We start from the raw sequence: 16,605 nt of genomic DNA on the forward strand, positions 1-16,605 counted from the left end.
CGAGCCGGGCGTAGCGAAATCACCACTGAACCGTATACTTGAAGCATAATCTGGATGCTTGCGCGCCATAGCGAGAAGCGCTCACAAACCTATAGGTTCTTTAGATATCAGCTCCAAGTAGCTTGATCCTCCAGAGCGGCTTTCTGTAGGTCGTCTTTCCATTCAACCGTAGCCAGGCGCAGAATATCTTCGAAGAAAGCTCTGACGTTGTCCATCTCGTCCCAGCCTTGAGGGAATGAGGAATACGCTTCAGGGTCGTATTTTAGCAGCGCGTCGAAATCGTAGCAGGGATCCTTTAAAGCATCCTCAAGACATTTAAAAAGTAGAAATCTCTGTCGATATGATCGCTTTCTCGGTAGACAGTACTTAAGGATCAATGTCTGCCTATCTGCGGGATCATTGGGATCAAAACTCTCCAACTCTTGACCCAAAGTCTCCTCACGATCATAGATATCAAAGCAACCTAAAAAATACGAAGGTGTAGGTATGTACGGCAGGCCGCTTCCACAATCAATGAGCATAGCTCTCCCCTATTTAATGGGAAACAAGGTAAACGGAATACCGGTTTCGGGATCGAATTTCATTTCGAAACCATCCAGCCTCATATACTTAGGATTCTCAGGCGACTTCGGATTAGGAAAGTAACCCTCTCCCGCTCCGGGAAGCCTCATTCTGACGATATCATTCTCGTTACCGTCTTTTCCTGTAAAACGTGGTAGCCCTTGCTCCTCCCTAGTTGTTGCAAGCAAGTAAGCCTTGTGCATCATTGTGTAATTAATAAATCTTGAGCTGGGGTTGCCTTTCTTTTTCCACGGGCGCTTACCAGTGATTGGGTCCGTACCGTCAATTCCCCGCTGCTTGAACGCTTGATCTGGCACCTCCGGGCCATGCTTGCCAACCATGTGCATACCCTGACTGTCGTTAAGCCTGTGAATCTCGCTTTTACCCAGCTCTTCAGCGCTTGGCTTCGGAAGTGGTGGCTCACCTTCATCAACCTTGGCGCCAGTCGTATCATCCGGCGCCCCACATCCAGGTTTATTCGGCGGCGGGCAGTTCCCGTTCAACCCCAGTGGATCTACCCAACCCGTCGGATTCGGCGCATACCGGTACTGATTCAACCCGCCCGCTAAATTCACCGGGTCCGGCGTCAGGTAGCGGCCGACATTCGGATCATAGTACCGATGCCGGTTGTAGTGGAGGCCGCTCTCTGTGTCGAAGTATTGGCCTTGAAACCGCAGCGGCTGGTGGAGCTGCTCGCCGCCGCCGTGTACGAGATCGGTTAACTTGCCGTAAGCGTTGTACTGCGCTGACCAGACGATTTCGCCGCTGTAATCCGTGAGTTCCTGCGGCGTGCCGAGGTGGTCGAGTTGGTAGTAAAAAGGGCAGGCCTTCTTCGGGCCTTTGCCGTCGAGCATCGCCAGCGGGCGAAAGCTGCCGGGTTCGTAAACGTAGCTGCGGTAATGCTCGCGCCCGCTTTCTGCGACAAGATTGTCGCCTTGCCAGAAGAACTGCGTGGTGTGCCCGTCGACGGTTTTGCTGATGCGCCGGCCGAAGGCGTCGTAGCGGTAACTTGCGCTGCGACCATCGGGAGTGGTGACGCCGATCAGGCGGTGCTGGCTGTCGTAGCGGTATTCGGTGACCAGTTTTTGCGCGGTGCCGCGGCGTTCGCGGATGAGGTTGCCGAAGGCGTCGTAGTCGTAATGACGGTCGCCCTGCATCAGTAGCCGATTGCCTTTGACGGTGGTCGGGCCGGGGCGGTCCTGCATCAGCAGGTTGCCAGCGGGGTCGTGGGCGAAGCTTTCGGGCTGTTGATCGCGGCTGTGACGGACGCGGATCAGGCGATTGAGCGGGTCGTATTGGTAGTTGCGCTGGCCGTGGCGGGTGTCGGCAATGTGCTCGAGATTGCCGTTGTCGCTGTAGGCATAATCCCGGCGATACAGCGATCGCTGGTTTTGGCTGACAGCGTGAGCCTGCAAACGGCCCTGATCGTCGTAGGCGTATTCGCTGAGCAGCAAGCCTTGCTGGCGATTCTTTTCTCGACCGGCGACGAACGTGTGTGAACTCAGGCGCGCGCCGTTGAGATCAATGCCCGTGAGCGCACCACCATTCGCACGCTGATAATCCAGTTTGCTGCCATCCGGCAGGCGCATCCGCTTGAGCTGGCCGCAGGCGTCGTAGCCATAGCGCAGCGTGCCCCAACCTTGATGTTCGGTGATCAACCGGTCCTGAAGGTCGTACTCAAATTCCAGCGGGTGGTCGTGGCCGTCATCGACGCCGGTGAGTCGCCCAAGTGAATCGTAGCGATAGGTAACCTTGATCCCATCGGGCAAGGTTTTAACCAGCAGACGCCCGGCCGCGTCTCTCTCATACGCGGTGACCAAAACCGAACCGTCATCACCAAACTCGGTTTTTTCCAGCAACTGCCCATTAAGGTCGTACGCATACGCAGTGCGCCGCCCATCAAAACCGATTTCCTGTCGGATCAATCCGCCAGGTGTGTAGTCCAGCTGATATTTTTCCCCGGATTCGTTTTCAATCTCCGTCAGCAGCAGCTGCGCGTTGTCGTAGCGATACTTAAGCTGGGTGCCATCAGGATTGATGCGCCGGCTGACCAGGTGCAGATCATCGGCATATTCATAGCGGGTAAAGCGCCCGAGTTCGTCGCGCTCGCCGGTGATCTGGCCGTAGGCGTTGTAGCCGTAAGCGCGACTGGCGCCTGTAGGCAAGGTCGTCTGCAGCAGTCGGCCAACGGCGTCCCATTGATACCGGGTAACCGCGCCATGGTCGTCCTGGAGGGTAGTCTGGCGCCCTAGAAGATCGTAAGAAAACCGCCGCACACCGCCATCCGGCAAGGTTTCTTCGACCAGTTGCCCCAGATCGTTCCACACCAACAGATGCCCGCTGGTGTCCGGGTAACGGATGGTGTGCAGTTGCCCTTTGTCGTTGTAGTAATAGCGGGTGACCTGACCGTCCGGGTCGGTCGTTTCGGTGACATCGCCCTGAGCATTGCGCTCATATGTCCACACCGCTTTGCCGCGATAGCGTGCGTGCAGGAAACCGTTGCGGTACTCGTAGGACGTCGGCTCCTCGTCCGGCGGAATCAGCGCTTCGAGGCGCCCGACGTCGTCGTAGCGGTATTCCGTGATGGCGCCGAGCGCATCCTGCTCGGCGATGAGCTGACCCTGATCGTCATACGCCTTGAGTTGTTCACCGCCATCCAGCCCGACCCGGCGCACCAGCCGCGCCCGATCATCGTGCTGATAAACCTCCTCGCTGCCGTCGGTGTTCTGCACAACCACACTGCCAGCGTCATCCCAGACATAACGCGCTTCCATCTGCGCAAACGACGCCCAATGCCGGACACATCGCGCCGCCTTGCCGGACTTTTCCCACTCCCAGAAGAAACTTGCCCCACCGGCCAGTTGCCGCTGCAGGATGACGTGCTGATCGTCGTAGTCGTAACGCTCGCTCTCGCCGAGCGCATTGCTCGCTTGGATCAGCCGATGACAGGCGTCGTAGCGGTAGGAAACCAGCGTCTGCTCGGTCTGCCAGGCTTCATCCAGACTGACCGCCGGCACGAACACCTGATAGTCGACCGCGATCAAATGGCTGCGGTCATAACGCAACAACAGCGCCCGGCCCGCGCCGTTTTCCACCCGCTGAATGCGGTCCTGACGGTCGCGCGAAACACGCAAGCGGTTGCCGTACGCATCGCTGATCGCAGTCAATCGACCGTTGTGAAAGTGATAAAACCGCGGAACGTCGCCGGCCTGCGCGAGGATCAGCTCGTCGCTTGAATCGCCGAGATAAATCGCCGCTCGCGACAAACTGTTATGAATCGTCGGCCGCTCAGCGCTGGGCAACGGAAACGTCGTACGGCGGTTTTCATGGTCGATCCAGATGACCGAATCGCCAGCGATCTGCAGCCGATGTGATAACGAATGGCTCCAGCCAAACCCCAACCCGCAATCGATCTCGACGGCGCTGGTGCGATAGAGCCGGGTGAAATCGAACGGCAAAACCCCAGATAAACTTCCATCAACCAGCGTCAGCAATTCCTCGCCGGTAACCATCGATACCGGACACTTGTTGGTCGCGGTTTTATCAGCGGACTCGGCACTGTCGCCGTTAGGGTTTTTCGCCTGATCCGGCGCGTTGTCGAAGTGTTCGTCCTGCTTGATCGTGGTGTTGCGCTTCGCATTCCAGCGCAGTTGCATGCGGCCCTTTTTAATCCCCGCGGCAACTCCCCGCGCGGCGACCGCCTTGTAACGATCGACATACGTCATGAAGTTATTGATGATCGTGAAGATTGCTTTAACGAACCCCAATACAGCGCTGAGAATGCGCGCGCCATAATGGGCAAGTCGTCGGCTCAAAAAAGCGATACCTGCCGCTGCACCGGCGAAAGTCAGCACAATCCCGACCAAGATATCGATCAGCAACTGCACCACAACCATTGAAACCGCTTCCGCCGTTTTACCGGCGATCTCGCCGGGCGGCAGCATGTCCAGCCAGAGACTGGCAGTGCGCAACAGCAGACATAACGCCGCTTCATCACTGGCCAGCAGCTGGACTTTTTCCATCGTTGCCGGAAATTGTTGCGCCAATTCGGCCAGCTGATTAGCGCCCTCGCCCAGCCGCTCGGCATGCTTGCGGGGATCCTGAAGAATGTCCGAGAGCAAACTGAGGCTGTCCCAGACACCGGTAATCGCCGCCCAACTTCCCGCCAGTAGTCCGTTGCCCACGGCGGCTGAAGTCGATTGCGACCAGCGCGGTTTGAACGCGTCCCACTCGGTGCGCAGCCAGCCGTTCAACTTTTGGGTCAGGCCGTCGTAGGAAGTGAAAAGCTCATCAACCTGCTCGGGGGTTACTTCGCTCTGGACATGGACCCGGTAGAACTTCCCGGGCACTCCTCTGAACTCGCCCTTGCCGTGTTCATTCAGCGTAACGACCTTCTTCTCGCCGCCATCCTCGGCAATGACATCGACCTGGATATTGCCCAGGGGAATGTCATAAACCGATTCGAACTTGCTCTCGATCTGCAGGATCCCGCTGTCGGGACACTGCGCAACAGTGGAGATAAAGTCGTCATCACCCGTGCTAACCGACGTGGTCGTATTGCCGAGCGTTATTCTCCGCTCCATGCCCATCAACGAAGGCATGTCCATAAAGCGGCTGACCTTGTCGGCACTGCGGCTCACAGCACTTTGCAGTTGCTGGCGATACACACTCAACGTGTCGTTGAATTGACCGAGTTCCTCTTCGATACGGGCGATGTGCTCCATCACCGCACCGATGGGTATGAAGAGAACAGAGAAACGGTAACCGGCATGAGCAATCCCTCGCGCAGAAAATAGCGGACGGGACTTTGCGGGAGATCGAATAGATAAAAAGTCAGGAAAATTTCAGATGGTTGTAGGGCGAATCCTTAAATTGCGGGGATAAAAAAACCCACCGACCGTTTCCGGTTCAGTGGGTTTCAGTGACGTCTCTGGTTTACAGAGCCATATCACTCGCAGCATTGGCTTTCGGAGCCTGCGGCGCTTCAGTCGGTGCAGCGGCCGGAGCCACTGCCTGACCGATGGCCGGTGGCGGAGTCAGTTCCACCACCCTGGCGGTATGGACCTACGTGACTGCGCATTGCCGGGTTTGAACTTTCACCCTGAACGCTTGGCGAAACCGGCGTTCGCGGAGGTCCGTCCAGTGAGGTCGAAATCTCCGCTGACTTTCACAATCTTGTCGTGGAGTTTTGCCTCAAAATTAAAAGATCCACGGTTATTCTCAGCAGTGCCCTGAGAATACGTTACGGAGAGCGATCCTGATTTTGAAGTGAATTTTTTTGCCAGGTGCTGTGCATCGTATACAACAACATAGGCAGCCGCGGTGGTTTCGCTGTCAAGTTTATCAGAAAACTCAAATTGTGCTTCACTCACAGGTTCCAATTTCGTAGGGAAATTGATAATAACAACTGTGCGTTCAGCTTTTGAAAGCTGCTCCGCTTGAATAGACCACGCAAATTTATTTTGTGAGTAGTTTATAGGGTATGAGAGCAGCCTATTTTCGTCTCCGTTAAATTCGAGTCTATTTATAGTTGCTTTGAAATGTCCTGCAACGGAGTCAACTTTTATTTCTTTTCCAGTAGTCATGTCAACTTGCTCCAGAATGATATTTCCGCTTCATGCGTGCTACCAGACGAATTCTATGACCGTTTCATATGGCCGCCTACTGTCACAAATAACAGGCTCCAACAATAAAAGTGCTATACCAACATCCACACCAGATCATCGGAATCCTGCAATCGAAAACGCCAGCCCACAAAAAAGCCCGCTGACCGTCACCGGTTCAGCGGGCCTTCAAATGGCTTCGAGTTACAGAGCCATATCACTCGCAGCATTGGCTTTCGGAGCCTGCGGCGCTTCAGCCGGTGCAGCGGCCGGAGCCACCGCCTGACCGATGGCCGGTGGCGGAGTCAGTTCCAGCACCTTGGCGGTGTAGGCCCACTCTTGCGCCACTTTTTCAGGATTGCCGTTCAGTTGAGTGCCGTAGCTCGGCACGATCTGATGCAGCTTTTCCTGCCAGGCAGGCGATGCAACCTTGTCCTTGAAGACTTTCTGCAGCACGGTCAGCATGATCGGCGCAGCGGTCGAAGCACCTGGCGAAGCGCCCAGCAGACCGGCAATCGAACCGTCAGCCGAAGCAACGATTTCAGTGCCCAGCTTCAACACGCCACCGGCTGCTTCATCACGTTTAATGATCTGCACACGCTGGCCGGCCTGCCACAGACGCCAGTCTTCAGCTTTGGCGTTCGGGAAGTACTCTTTCAACGCGTTGAGGCGGTCTTCGTCGGACAGCATCAGTTGGCCAGCAAGGTACTCGACCAGCGGGTATTCCTTGATGCCGACGCGGGTCATTGGCCACACGTTATGCGTGGTGGTGGTGGTCAGCAGGTCGAGGTACGAGCCTTCCTTCAGGAACTTGGTGCTGAAGGTCGCGAACGGGCCAAACAGAATGACGCGCTTACCGTCCAGAACACGGGTGTCCAGGTGTGGAACCGACATCGGTGGTGCGCCGACCGAAGCTTTACCGTAAGCCTTGGCCAGGTGTTGCTGGGCGATAGTCGGGTTTTCGGTCACCAGGAATGAGCCGCCAACCGGGAAGCCTGCATATTCCTTGGCTTCAGGAATGCCGGACTTCTGCAGCAGATGCAATGCACCGCCGCCTGCGCCGATGAAGACGAACTTGGCGTCGGTTTCGGACTTGCTGCCGTCTTTCAGGTTTTTGTAACTGACGCGCCAGGTGCCGTCGTCGTTCTTGGTGATGTCCTGCACTTCGCTGGACAGTTTCAAGTCGAACTTAGGGGTGGTTTGCAGGTGCGCGACGAACTGGCGAGTGATTTCACCGAAGTTGACGTCGGTGCCGATCGGCGACCAGGTGGCTGCGATTTTCTGGTTCGGGTCACGCCCTTCCATCATCAACGGAACCCACTTCTTGATCACAACCGGGTCTTCGGAGTACTGCATGCCGGCGAACAGCGGGCTCGCTTGCAGGGCTTCGTAGCGTTTTTTCAGGAACTTGATGTTGTCATCGCCCCACACGAAGCTCATGTGCGGTGTGGAGTTGATGAACGAACGCGGTTTTTTCAGCACGCCCTGTTGAACCTGCCAGGCCCAGAACTGACGGGAGATCTGAAACGCTTCGTTGATTTCAACGGCTTTCGGGATCTGTACGTTGCCCTTGTCGTCTTCCGGGGTGTAGTTCAACTCAGCCAAAGCGGAGTGCCCGGTACCGGCGTTGTTCCAGCCGTTGGAGCTTTCCTGGGCGACGCCGTCAAGACGCTCGATCATTTCCATTGAAGTGCCGGGTTCCAGCTCATTCAGCCAGACACCCAGTGTGGCGCTCATGATGCCGCCGCCGATCAGCAGGACATCAACTTTCTTTGCCTCTTCCGCCTGAACGGAAGTGATCCCCATCGACAAAGCCAGCCCCAGCAGGGCCGTGTTCATTTTTTTAAACATCTGTAGCACCTATGATAAAACGCCATCCGCCCTGCCGCTCTCATGACGAGGCCCCTGTTCAACGACATTCAGGCAGGATGTCGTGGGGCAGCGTACAAGAATCGGAGGGTGGGCACACAAGGCCGACGTGTTAATCGACCTCAGTTTATATGTCCCTGCTGAACTGACTTTTTATCGTTTTTGGCCTCAGCTACTTGAGCGACAGTGATTCTGTTGGCGCGTCTTGAAGACACGCAAACTGAATAGGTCAAACCAAGTTGTTGCGAAGAATATCACGACCAGGCAAACCCGCGCGTCTGTTCCCGACTTGATGGTCGAGGTTTGCATAACGATCGCTTCTATACTGAGCTTTGATTTCCGCGAAATAACCGTGAGGAAAAGTCATGAGCGACAACGACCATTTGCGCAAGTATTCCTCTCAAGTCGTCGACGGAATCGAACGTGCGCCCGGGCGCGCCATGCTGCGGGCCGTGGGCTTCACCGACGAGGACTTCAAGAAGCCGCAGATCGGCATCGCCTCGACCTGGGCGATGGTGACGCCGTGCAACATGCACATCGACAAGCTCGCCCTGGAGGCGGAAAAAGGCGCAAATGCCGCCGGCGCCAAAGGCGTGATCTTCAATACCATCACCATTTCCGACGGCATCGCCAACGGCACCGAAGGCATGAAATATTCGCTGGTGTCGCGCGAGGTGATCGCTGACTCGATCGAAGTGGTCGCCGGGTGTGAAGGTTTCGACGGCCTGGTCACCGTGGGCGGTTGCGACAAGAACATGCCGGGCTGCCTGATCGGCATGGCGCGGCTCAACCGCCCTTCGATCTTCGTCTACGGCGGGACGATCCGCCCGGGCGCCGGCCACACCGACATCATTTCGGTGTTCGAAGCGGTGGGCCAGCAGGCGCGCGGTGACATCAACGAAATCCAGGTCAAGCAGATCGAAGAAGTGGCGATTCCCGGCCCCGGTTCGTGCGGTGGCATGTACACCGCGAACACCATGGCATCGGCCATCGAAGCGTTGGGCATGAGCCTGCCCGGGTCGAGTTCGCAGGATGCCGTGGGCAGCGACAAGGCCTCGGACAGTTTTCGCGCCGGCCAGCAGGTGATGGAGCTGCTGAAGCTGGACCTCAAGCCGCGGGACATCATGACCCGCGAGGCTTTTGAGAATGCCATCCGCGTGGTCATCGCCCTCGCCGGCTCGACCAACGCTGTGCTGCATCTGCTGGCCATGGCGCACGCCGTGGATGTCGAGCTGACGCTGGATGATTTCGTCGAGCTGGGCAAGGTCTCGCCGGTGGTTGCCGACCTGCGTCCCAGCGGCAAATACATGATGAGCGAACTGGTGGCTATAGGCGGCATTCAACCGCTGATGAAACGCATGCTCGGCGCCGGCATGCTGCACGGCGACGTGCTGACGGTGACCGGCAAGACCCTGGCGGAAAACCTCGCCGACGTGGCCGATTACCCTGCGGGGCAGGACGTGATTTTGCCGTTTGATCGGCCGGTCAAAAAGGATTCACATCTGGTCGTGCTGCGCGGCAACCTGGCGCCCAGCGGAGCGGTGGCGAAAATCACCGGAAAGGAAGGCTTGCGCTTCGACGGCACCGCCCGGGTTTATCACGGTGAAGAAGGCGCATTGGCCGGCATTCTGAATGGCGAGGTCCAGGCCGGCGATGTGATCGTGATCCGTTACGAAGGCCCAAAGGGTGGCCCAGGCATGCGCGAAATGCTCTCGCCAACGTCGGCGGTGATGGGCAAAGGGTTGGGCAAGGACGTGGCGCTGATCACCGACGGACGATTTTCCGGTGGCTCGCATGGTTTCGTGGTCGGGCATATCACGCCGGAGGCCTTCGAAGGCGGGCCTATTGCCCTGATTGAAGACGGCGACAGGATCACCATCGATGCTGAAACGCGGCAGATCACGGTGCAGGTGTCCGATGCCGAACTGGCGGAACGCAAAACCCGCTGGGTGCGGCCGGAATCGCAATACAAGCGCGGGGTGTTGGCCAAGTATGCGAAGACGGTGTCCAGTGCGTCCGAAGGGGCTGTTACTGATAAATATTTGTAGAAAATAGTGCGCAGGACGGACGCCATCGCGAGCAAGCTCGGCTCCCACAGGTGACTGCGTTGCAGCCAGCAGACACGATCAGTCCGTCCACTTCACACGCTTCTGGTAACAAATACACTTCAACCCGTTTAAAACTTCTGAAAGCCCGGTCGACTCTCACCTCTACACGGGCGATACCTCATCGCCCGGCTGAATTCATCCACAGTTAATGCCGTCAGGCTCTCAACTTGTCCTTTCAGATCAGGAGTAACCCATGAATCGTTCCCTATGGATTGGCGTCATCGGTTTTCTCGCGGCGGGCACTGCTCACGCAGCGTCGCAGGAAGTATCGATAAACCTTGTCAGCGCCGACGGCGCGCCGCAAGCGATCGGCACCATCAATGTCAGCGAGACACCCTACGGTCTGCTGTTCACCCCCAACCTCAAGTCCCTGCCGGCCGGCGTCCATGGTTTCCACGTGCACGAAAACGGCAGCTGCGAAGCGGGCATGAAGGATGGCGTCAAAGGTGCAGCGCTGGCGGCGGGTGGGCATTTTGATCCGCAGAAAACCGGCAAGCATCTGGGCCCTTACGCCGATGGTCACTTGGGCGATTTGCCGGCGGTGTACGTGACCGCTGACGGCATCGCCAATTACCCAGTACTGGCGCCGCGCCTGAAAAAACTCTCCGAGATTAAAGGACACGCGCTGATGATCCACGCCGGCGGCGACAACCACGCGGACATGCCAAAGCCCCTGGGCGGTGGCGGCGACCGAGTGGCGTGCGGGGTGATCTGATCGGCTCGACGCAGCGTTTAATCCTCAGCAGATAAACGCTGCGCAGCACTGTTCAACAGTTCGCGCAACATCAGCGCATTACCCAAGGCAAAGCCACCGGCGGTGTTATCGAAAATACACCAGGTGGCGATGCCGGCGTGCGCGCTGATGTGTGCCTGCCGGGCCAGCGCTCGCAATCGCTCCAGGTCATAGTCGCTGTAATAAATACGCGGTGAGCCATGCCAGCGCCAATAGTGAATGCCTGGCCAGCCACCCGGAATCTCCCCGCCACTCATAACTGACGGATCGGCAGCCACCCGCCCGACCCGATGCTCAATCAGCAATGCTTCAGCCTGCAACCAGCTTTCGTGTCGGGGCTCGAGGACCACGGCTCCCGCATAGCGATGCCGCAGTGCCCGGAAAAACGCCGTGGCGATGGCCTCTTCATACGCCAGAGATGGCGGCAGTTGCACCAACAGGCACCCCAGCGATTCTCCCAACATCGTGCACTGGAAAAGGAAATCGTCCAGCAGTTGATCGCAGTCCTGCAACCGCTGAACGTGAGTAATCAGCTTGGGTATCTTTACCGAGAAGCGAAACCCCGGCGAGACCGACTGCCCCCACCGCGCATAGGTTTGCGGTTGATGCGGTCGATAAAACGAGCTGTTGATTTCCACGGCGCTCAACTGCGATGCGTAGCGCTGCAGGTGGGTGCCGTGCTCGGTAAACATCGGCCAGTGTTCACGCGGCAAGTTCCAGCCGGCGCAACCGACAAACACCGCTGGCCCTGCGACAATGCCGTTCAATAGAGCACCGCCGCCGCATCGCGCATGAAAATCTCCACGGTCTTTGGCCCCACGCCCTCGAATTCGCTCAAGCGCTTTTCAAACGCCTGGCGGTCCTCGCTGGCGACGTGGATGTTGAGAATCCCGCCAGCATAGTCATCGATCATTTTCTTGCTCAGGCTCAACAGGCGCGCAGCCGTGGTCTCGTCGTAGCGCACGTAACGCGCTTCGCCCAACATTGAAACCAGTTCGCGGTGCGTACAACTTGCGAGCTTTCGAACGGTGTCGCGTGCGTGTTTCTCGACGATCACGCGATAGGCTTGCGCTGCGATGTCAGCCTGAATGCGCTTGCCCATCAGGAAGCTGGCGATAAACCAGTTGAACAAGGCGTTTTCGTCGTCGCGCTTGAGGTGAATGCCCAGATCGCTGGCATTGATCGTTTTGCTCATCGGCGGGCGTTCCTCTGCTCTTTTGTCATTACAACCTTCGAGAAAACACAGCGCAGCAAGTTCGTTTTTTCATCTAGTCTCTGTGCGGGCTTCCCCAATCATCCTTAAACAAGAACAAAAACCCAGGAATAGACGATGTCCGAACTGAACCTGCACCCCGCCGCCGCTGCCACCTTGAACCAATGGCACGAGATGATTCGCAAGGGCGACTTGCAAGCGTTACCGAGCTTGCTCGACCCGCAAGCGGTGTTCCGCTCACCGATGGCTCATACGCCTTACCCCGGTGCTCCCGTGGTCTCGATGATTCTCAACACAGTTTTCAACGTATTCGAGGATTTCCGCTATCACCGCGAATTGTCGACAGCGGACGGTTTGAATGTGGTGCTGGAGTTCAGCGCGAAAGTCGCCGGGAAGGAACTGAAAGGTATCGACATGATTCGCTTCGATGAACAGGGAAAAATTGTCGAGTTTGAGGTGATGGTCCGTCCTTTAAGCGGCTTGCAGGTGTTGGGCGAAGAGATGGGCCGTCGCCTCGGCGCCTATCTGGCGGCCAGCAAGGCCTGACCGCCAGCGCAGTGCCTCCGGCTGAAGTGGCGGCATGCATGATGCCCCACCTCAGCGCGGTAACCATCAAGGATCAACCTGGGCCATCAATTCGGGAACTGTTTCGGGACGGTTGGCGAAGCGTTGCGCCAGCACCGCACAGACCATCAACTGAATCTGATGGAACAGCATCAGCGGCAAAATCAGCACGCCGATCGTGCTGCCGGCGAACAGCACCTGCGCCATGGGCACACCGGTCGCCAGGCTTTTCTTCGATCCGCAGAACAGGATGGTGATGCGGTCCTCCTGATTGAAGCCGAACACTTTGCCCAGCAAAGTCGACGCCACCAGTATCAGAGCGAGCAGGATGCAGCACGCGCCCACCAGCCCCGCCAGTTCCCACGCCGGAATCTGCTGCCAGATCCCCTCGATCACTGCCTCGCTGAAAGCGCCATACACCACCAGCAGAATCGAGCCCTGATCGACAAATTTCAGCCAGCCTTTGTTGCGCGCCACCCATGCACCAATCCAGCGCCGCGCGATCTGACCAGCAATAAACGGCAGCAACAGTTGCACACTGATTTTCAGAATTGCATCCAGCGTCGAAGCGCCATCGCCATGCACGTCGAGCAACAGTGTCACCAGCAACGGCGTGAGGAAAATCCCGAACAGGCTGGACGCCGCTGCGCTGCAGATCGCTGCCGGAATATTGCCGCGAGCCAGCGAGGTAAAGGCAATCGCCGACTGCACCGTGGCCGGGAGCGCGCAAAGATAAAGCATGCCCATGTACAGATCGTCGCCGATCATCGGTGACAGCAAGGGCTTGAGCGCCAGACCCAATAAAGGAAACACCACGAACGTCAGGCCGAATATCAACAGGTGCAGCCGCCAGTGCCCGGCACCCGCGATCACTGATTCGCGTGACAATTTGGCGCCGTGCAGGAAAAACAGCAGAGCAATGGCGATGTTGGTCAGCCAGCCAACACCGACGGCCACCTGGCCGCTGGCAGGCAGCAAACTGGCGATGATCACCACCGCGAGCAGTGTCAGGGTGAAGTTATCGGGGAGGAAACGTGGGCGTGTCATAAGGATTTCCGGGAGTTGCCGAGGCGTGGCGACGACTGTAGCGCGACTGGCAATTGCCGACTAACGCTAACAAGCCAGCAGATGTCGCCAAACGGACATGCCTAACGTGCAGAATAATCAGCTCGCTGTCACCTACGAACAAGCGTAGGCCATGGTTAGAATGGCAGACCGCGACAGTGAGTCCGTTCGTTTCAGGAAGGCACCTGCATGACCGATCTGCGCACCGATGACCGCAATGGCTGGGCAATATTTCTGATCTTCCTGCGCCTTGGGCTGACGTCCTTTGGCGGCCCTATCGCGCACCTCGGCTATTTCCGCGACGAATTTGTGACACGACGGCGCTGGCTGAGCGAGCGCAGCTACGCCGACCTCGTGGCGCTGTGCCAGTTTCTGCCGGGGCCGGCGAGCAGCCAGGTCGGCATCGCGCTCGGCCTGGCGCGCGCGGGATATGCCGGCGCAGTGGCTGCCTGGGCGGGTTTCACCCTGCCGTCGGCTATCGTCCTGATTCTGTTTGCGCTGGGTCTTGCGCATGACAGCAGCCTGATCACGCCCGGGGCCTTGCACGGTCTGAAAATCGTTGCGGTGGCAGTGGTCGCGCAAGCGGTCTGGGGCATGGCGCGCAACCTGTGCACGGACGCCACACGCGTCACCCTCATGGCGCTAGCGGCCTGCATCGTCCTGTTTGAGCCGTCCGCCTGGGGCCAGGTCGGAGTGATCGTCGCTGCCGGCATCGGCGGCCTGCTGCTGTTCAAACCTGAGCAGAATGCCGAACTTGAGCCGCTGCAAATCCCGGTCAGCCGGCGAATCGGGGCCATCTGCTTGATGCTGTTTATCGTCCTTTTGATGGGGTTGCCCTTGCTGGCTCAGTGGCTGCCTTATCAAACCGTGGCTCTGGTGGATGCGTTTTACCGGGCCGGCTCACTCGTGTTCGGCGGTGGCCACGTGGTTCTACCGTTGCTGCAAGCCGAAGTGGTGCCCGGCGGCTGGGTCAGCAATCAAACCTTTCTTGCGGGATACGGCGCCGCACAAGCGGTGCCGGGTCCACTGTTCACTTTCGCCGCTTTTCTGGGTGCGTCGATGAACACGGCCCCCAATGGCTGGACAGGAGGCCTGATCTGCCTGCTGGCGATCTTCGCGCCGGCCTTCCTGCTGATCGTCGGTGCTTTGCCTTTTTGGGAGCAGCTGCGCCGAAACAAACGCGCGCAAGCGGCCCTGATCGGTGTCAATGCGGCGGTGGTCGGCCTGTTGCTGGCTGCGCTTTACCAGCCGGTCTGGACCAGCGCCATCGTCAAACCCCAAGATTTTGCTTTGGCATTGCTGGCGCTGGTGGCGTTGATGTTCTGGAAATTGCCGCCATGGCTGGTGGTGATCAGTTGCGCAGGGATCGGCTGGATTCTGGGCTTGTAAACCGGGAGCCGCACGATTCAATACTTTTTCTGAAACACAAACCCGATGACTCGGCCCACTGATGAAAAATCTGCCGACTATCCTTGAACAGCATCTGAGCTGAAAACAGGAGACCTGTCATGAAAGGCACACTCGGTGGCATCGCGTTGGCCGCTCTGCTGACGGCAACGGCAGCATTCGCCCATCACGGCTGGAGCGAATACGATTCCAAAAATGAATTGGAGCTGAAAGGCACCATAGAAGAGACCGGCTATTCGCATCCTCACGGTTTGATCAAGTTCAAGACCACGGAGAAAACCTGGAATGTGGTGCTTGCACCGCCATCACGCATGGAAAATCGTGGGCTGACCAAGGAGATGCTGACGGTCGGGCGAAAGGCGACAGTGGTGGGCTATCCCAATCGCGAGAAAGCCGATGAATTGCGCGCCGAGCGCATTTCTGTCGACGGCAAGACCATCGAACTGCGCTGATGCAGACCAGTGACAGTGCCGCCGGAGCAGGCTGGCTGGACTGGCTCGGCGACTCGGCGCTGGGTGCGGCGATGCGCGGGGAGCTGTGGCTGTACCCGCTGGTTGAAGTGGTGCACATCATCGGTTTCACGGTGCTGGTCGGCTCCGTGGTGATGTTCGATCTGCGCGTGCTAGGGCTCTCCAAAAACATCGCGGTGACGGCGCTGGCTCGTCACTTGCTGATCTGGTCTCTGGCTGCGCTACTGCTGATCGTGCCTGCCGGGCTGATGATGTTTTGCGCCCACCCGCACGACTTCGCCTCCAACAACGTATTCATCCTGAAGCTTGGCCTGATTGCGACGGCCGGGATCAATGCCGCGCTGTTCCACGTCGGCATTTACCGCACGGTCAGCCGCTGGGACACCGACGTCCCCTCCCCCGCGCTTGGCAAAGTCCAAGCACTGCTGTCGATTGTCTTGTGGTTCTCGGTGATTCTTTGTGGCCGCCTGCTGGCCTACACCTGAACCTGGCTCATACAGCCGGATGGTGCGTTCATACCCGGATGCCTACCCAGACAGCATTCGCATGAGCAACGGTATTTTTCTGCTCGGGGCGGCAATGATGGACAGGACGTTGGCAGCGGAATCAATCGAGCACGGTGTGTTGAAGATACCCTTCTGCGAGCCGTTGAAAACATTGGGGGTTTACGCGCTGAGCGTGCAGCCTTCAGCGGCAAGTCATTTGGCCTGCGCGCTTATCATGGGATGGTTTACACAACAGGCCGAAGTGAATGTTGTTTAACGCTGTCGCTATGTGCCTCCCTCTACGCCTGCCGTCGCCTTGGCAAACGCCAGGCCCGCTTCACGAACAAGCTGTCGCCATTCAGTGCTGTTGATGATCTCCAACCGTTCCATTTCATCAGCCGCCTTGAGCAATTCGTCGTACTGATCCTCACAATCCATGCGGATTAGCGGCTCGTTCAAAAGCTGATACCAGGCCGCGAGGGCTTGCTGCTTCCGTTCGCTATTCATGCTCAAACTCCACCCAATGG

Annotated in this window: 15 protein-coding genes; 7 read left to right on the top strand and 8 right to left on the bottom strand. The window is 57.8% G+C overall.

The window, feature by feature from the left end; genetic code table 11:
• Window positions 1–107 precede the first annotated feature (107 nt).
• The 4 genes from ACYZTS_RS22135 to mqo form a co-directional block, all read right to left on the bottom strand.
• Window positions 108–521, bottom strand: a complete 414-nt coding sequence (locus ACYZTS_RS22135; protein ID WP_461992067.1) for a hypothetical protein — start codon at window positions 519–521, stop codon at window positions 108–110.
• A 9-nt stretch (window positions 522–530) separates the two neighbouring features.
• A complete protein-coding gene (locus ACYZTS_RS22140) occupies window positions 531–5,285 on the bottom strand; it encodes an RHS repeat-associated core domain-containing protein (protein WP_461992069.1) in 4,755 nt (1,584 codons plus the stop codon).
• A gap of 372 nt (window positions 5,286–5,657) precedes the next feature.
• Window positions 5,658–6,146 (bottom strand): hypothetical protein, encoded by a 489-nt coding sequence (locus ACYZTS_RS22145; protein ID WP_028622612.1) that lies wholly within the window; start codon window positions 6,144–6,146, stop codon window positions 5,658–5,660.
• A 222-nt stretch (window positions 6,147–6,368) separates the two neighbouring features.
• Complete coding sequence (gene mqo / locus ACYZTS_RS22150) at window positions 6,369–8,015, bottom strand: malate dehydrogenase (quinone) (RefSeq protein WP_461992072.1); 1,647 nt, start codon at window positions 8,013–8,015, stop codon at window positions 6,369–6,371.
• Between the two features lie 383 nt (window positions 8,016–8,398).
• Here mqo and ilvD point away from each other — a divergent pair, with 383 nt between their 5' ends.
• Both ilvD and sodC read left to right on the top strand, forming a co-directional pair.
• On the top strand, window positions 8,399–10,081 hold the full coding sequence (gene ilvD / locus ACYZTS_RS22155) for a dihydroxy-acid dehydratase (RefSeq protein ID WP_461992074.1): 1,683 nt from the start codon (window positions 8,399–8,401) through the stop codon (window positions 10,079–10,081).
• A 253-nt stretch (window positions 10,082–10,334) separates the two neighbouring features.
• Window positions 10,335–10,856 (top strand): superoxide dismutase [Cu-Zn] SodC, encoded by a 522-nt coding sequence (gene sodC / locus ACYZTS_RS22160; RefSeq protein WP_461992076.1) that lies wholly within the window; start codon window positions 10,335–10,337, stop codon window positions 10,854–10,856.
• A gap of 17 nt (window positions 10,857–10,873) precedes the next feature.
• Here the strand turns inward: sodC and ACYZTS_RS22165 are convergent, their stop codons facing one another.
• Window positions 10,874–11,566, bottom strand: coding sequence for a DUF72 domain-containing protein (locus tag ACYZTS_RS22165; protein ID WP_461996518.1), 693 nt, complete (start codon window positions 11,564–11,566; stop codon window positions 10,874–10,876).
• Window positions 11,567–11,637: 71 nt separating this feature from the next.
• The gene (locus ACYZTS_RS22170; protein WP_028623789.1) at window positions 11,638–12,069 is read right to left on the bottom strand and encodes a DNA methylase; all 432 of its coding nucleotides are present in this window, start codon (window positions 12,067–12,069) and stop codon (window positions 11,638–11,640) included.
• Between the two features lie 135 nt (window positions 12,070–12,204).
• On the opposite strand from ACYZTS_RS22170, the gene ACYZTS_RS22175 reads away from it, so the two are divergent.
• Window positions 12,205–12,633, top strand: coding sequence for a nuclear transport factor 2 family protein (locus ACYZTS_RS22175; RefSeq protein WP_461992078.1), 429 nt, complete (start codon window positions 12,205–12,207; stop codon window positions 12,631–12,633).
• A gap of 66 nt (window positions 12,634–12,699) precedes the next feature.
• On the opposite strand, the gene ACYZTS_RS22180 is transcribed toward ACYZTS_RS22175, so the two are convergent.
• The gene (locus ACYZTS_RS22180; RefSeq protein WP_461992080.1) at window positions 12,700–13,698 is read right to left on the bottom strand and encodes a bile acid:sodium symporter family protein; all 999 of its coding nucleotides are present in this window, start codon (window positions 13,696–13,698) and stop codon (window positions 12,700–12,702) included.
• A gap of 207 nt (window positions 13,699–13,905) precedes the next feature.
• Between ACYZTS_RS22180 and chrA the strand changes: the two genes are divergently transcribed.
• The 4 genes from chrA (at window position 13,906) to ACYZTS_RS22200 (ending at window position 16,355) form a co-directional block, all read left to right on the top strand.
• The gene (gene chrA, locus ACYZTS_RS22185; protein WP_461992082.1) at window positions 13,906–15,105 is read left to right on the top strand and encodes a chromate efflux transporter; all 1,200 of its coding nucleotides are present in this window, start codon (window positions 13,906–13,908) and stop codon (window positions 15,103–15,105) included.
• Between the two features lie 119 nt (window positions 15,106–15,224).
• Window positions 15,225–15,575 carry a DUF6152 family protein gene (locus tag ACYZTS_RS22190; RefSeq protein WP_461992084.1) on the top strand — a complete coding sequence of 117 codons (351 nt, stop codon included), beginning with the start codon at window positions 15,225–15,227 and terminating at the stop codon, window positions 15,573–15,575.
• Window positions 15,575–16,078: a DUF6644 family protein gene (locus tag ACYZTS_RS22195; RefSeq protein WP_461992086.1), complete on the top strand. Its 504-nt coding sequence runs from the start codon at window positions 15,575–15,577 to the stop codon at window positions 16,076–16,078. Before ACYZTS_RS22190 ends, ACYZTS_RS22195 begins: the two co-directional genes overlap by 1 nt.
• A gap of 61 nt (window positions 16,079–16,139) precedes the next feature.
• Window positions 16,140–16,355 (top strand): type 2 periplasmic-binding domain-containing protein, encoded by a 216-nt coding sequence (locus tag ACYZTS_RS22200; protein ID WP_028623795.1) that lies wholly within the window; start codon window positions 16,140–16,142, stop codon window positions 16,353–16,355.
• 8 nt (window positions 16,356–16,363) lie between these two features.
• On the opposite strand, the gene ACYZTS_RS22205 is transcribed toward ACYZTS_RS22200, so the two are convergent.
• On the bottom strand, window positions 16,364–16,585 hold the full coding sequence (locus ACYZTS_RS22205) for a hypothetical protein (protein ID WP_028623796.1): 222 nt from the start codon (window positions 16,583–16,585) through the stop codon (window positions 16,364–16,366).
• Window positions 16,586–16,605 lie beyond the last annotated feature (20 nt).

The organism is Pseudomonas sp. TMB3-21 (assembly GCF_054898145.1).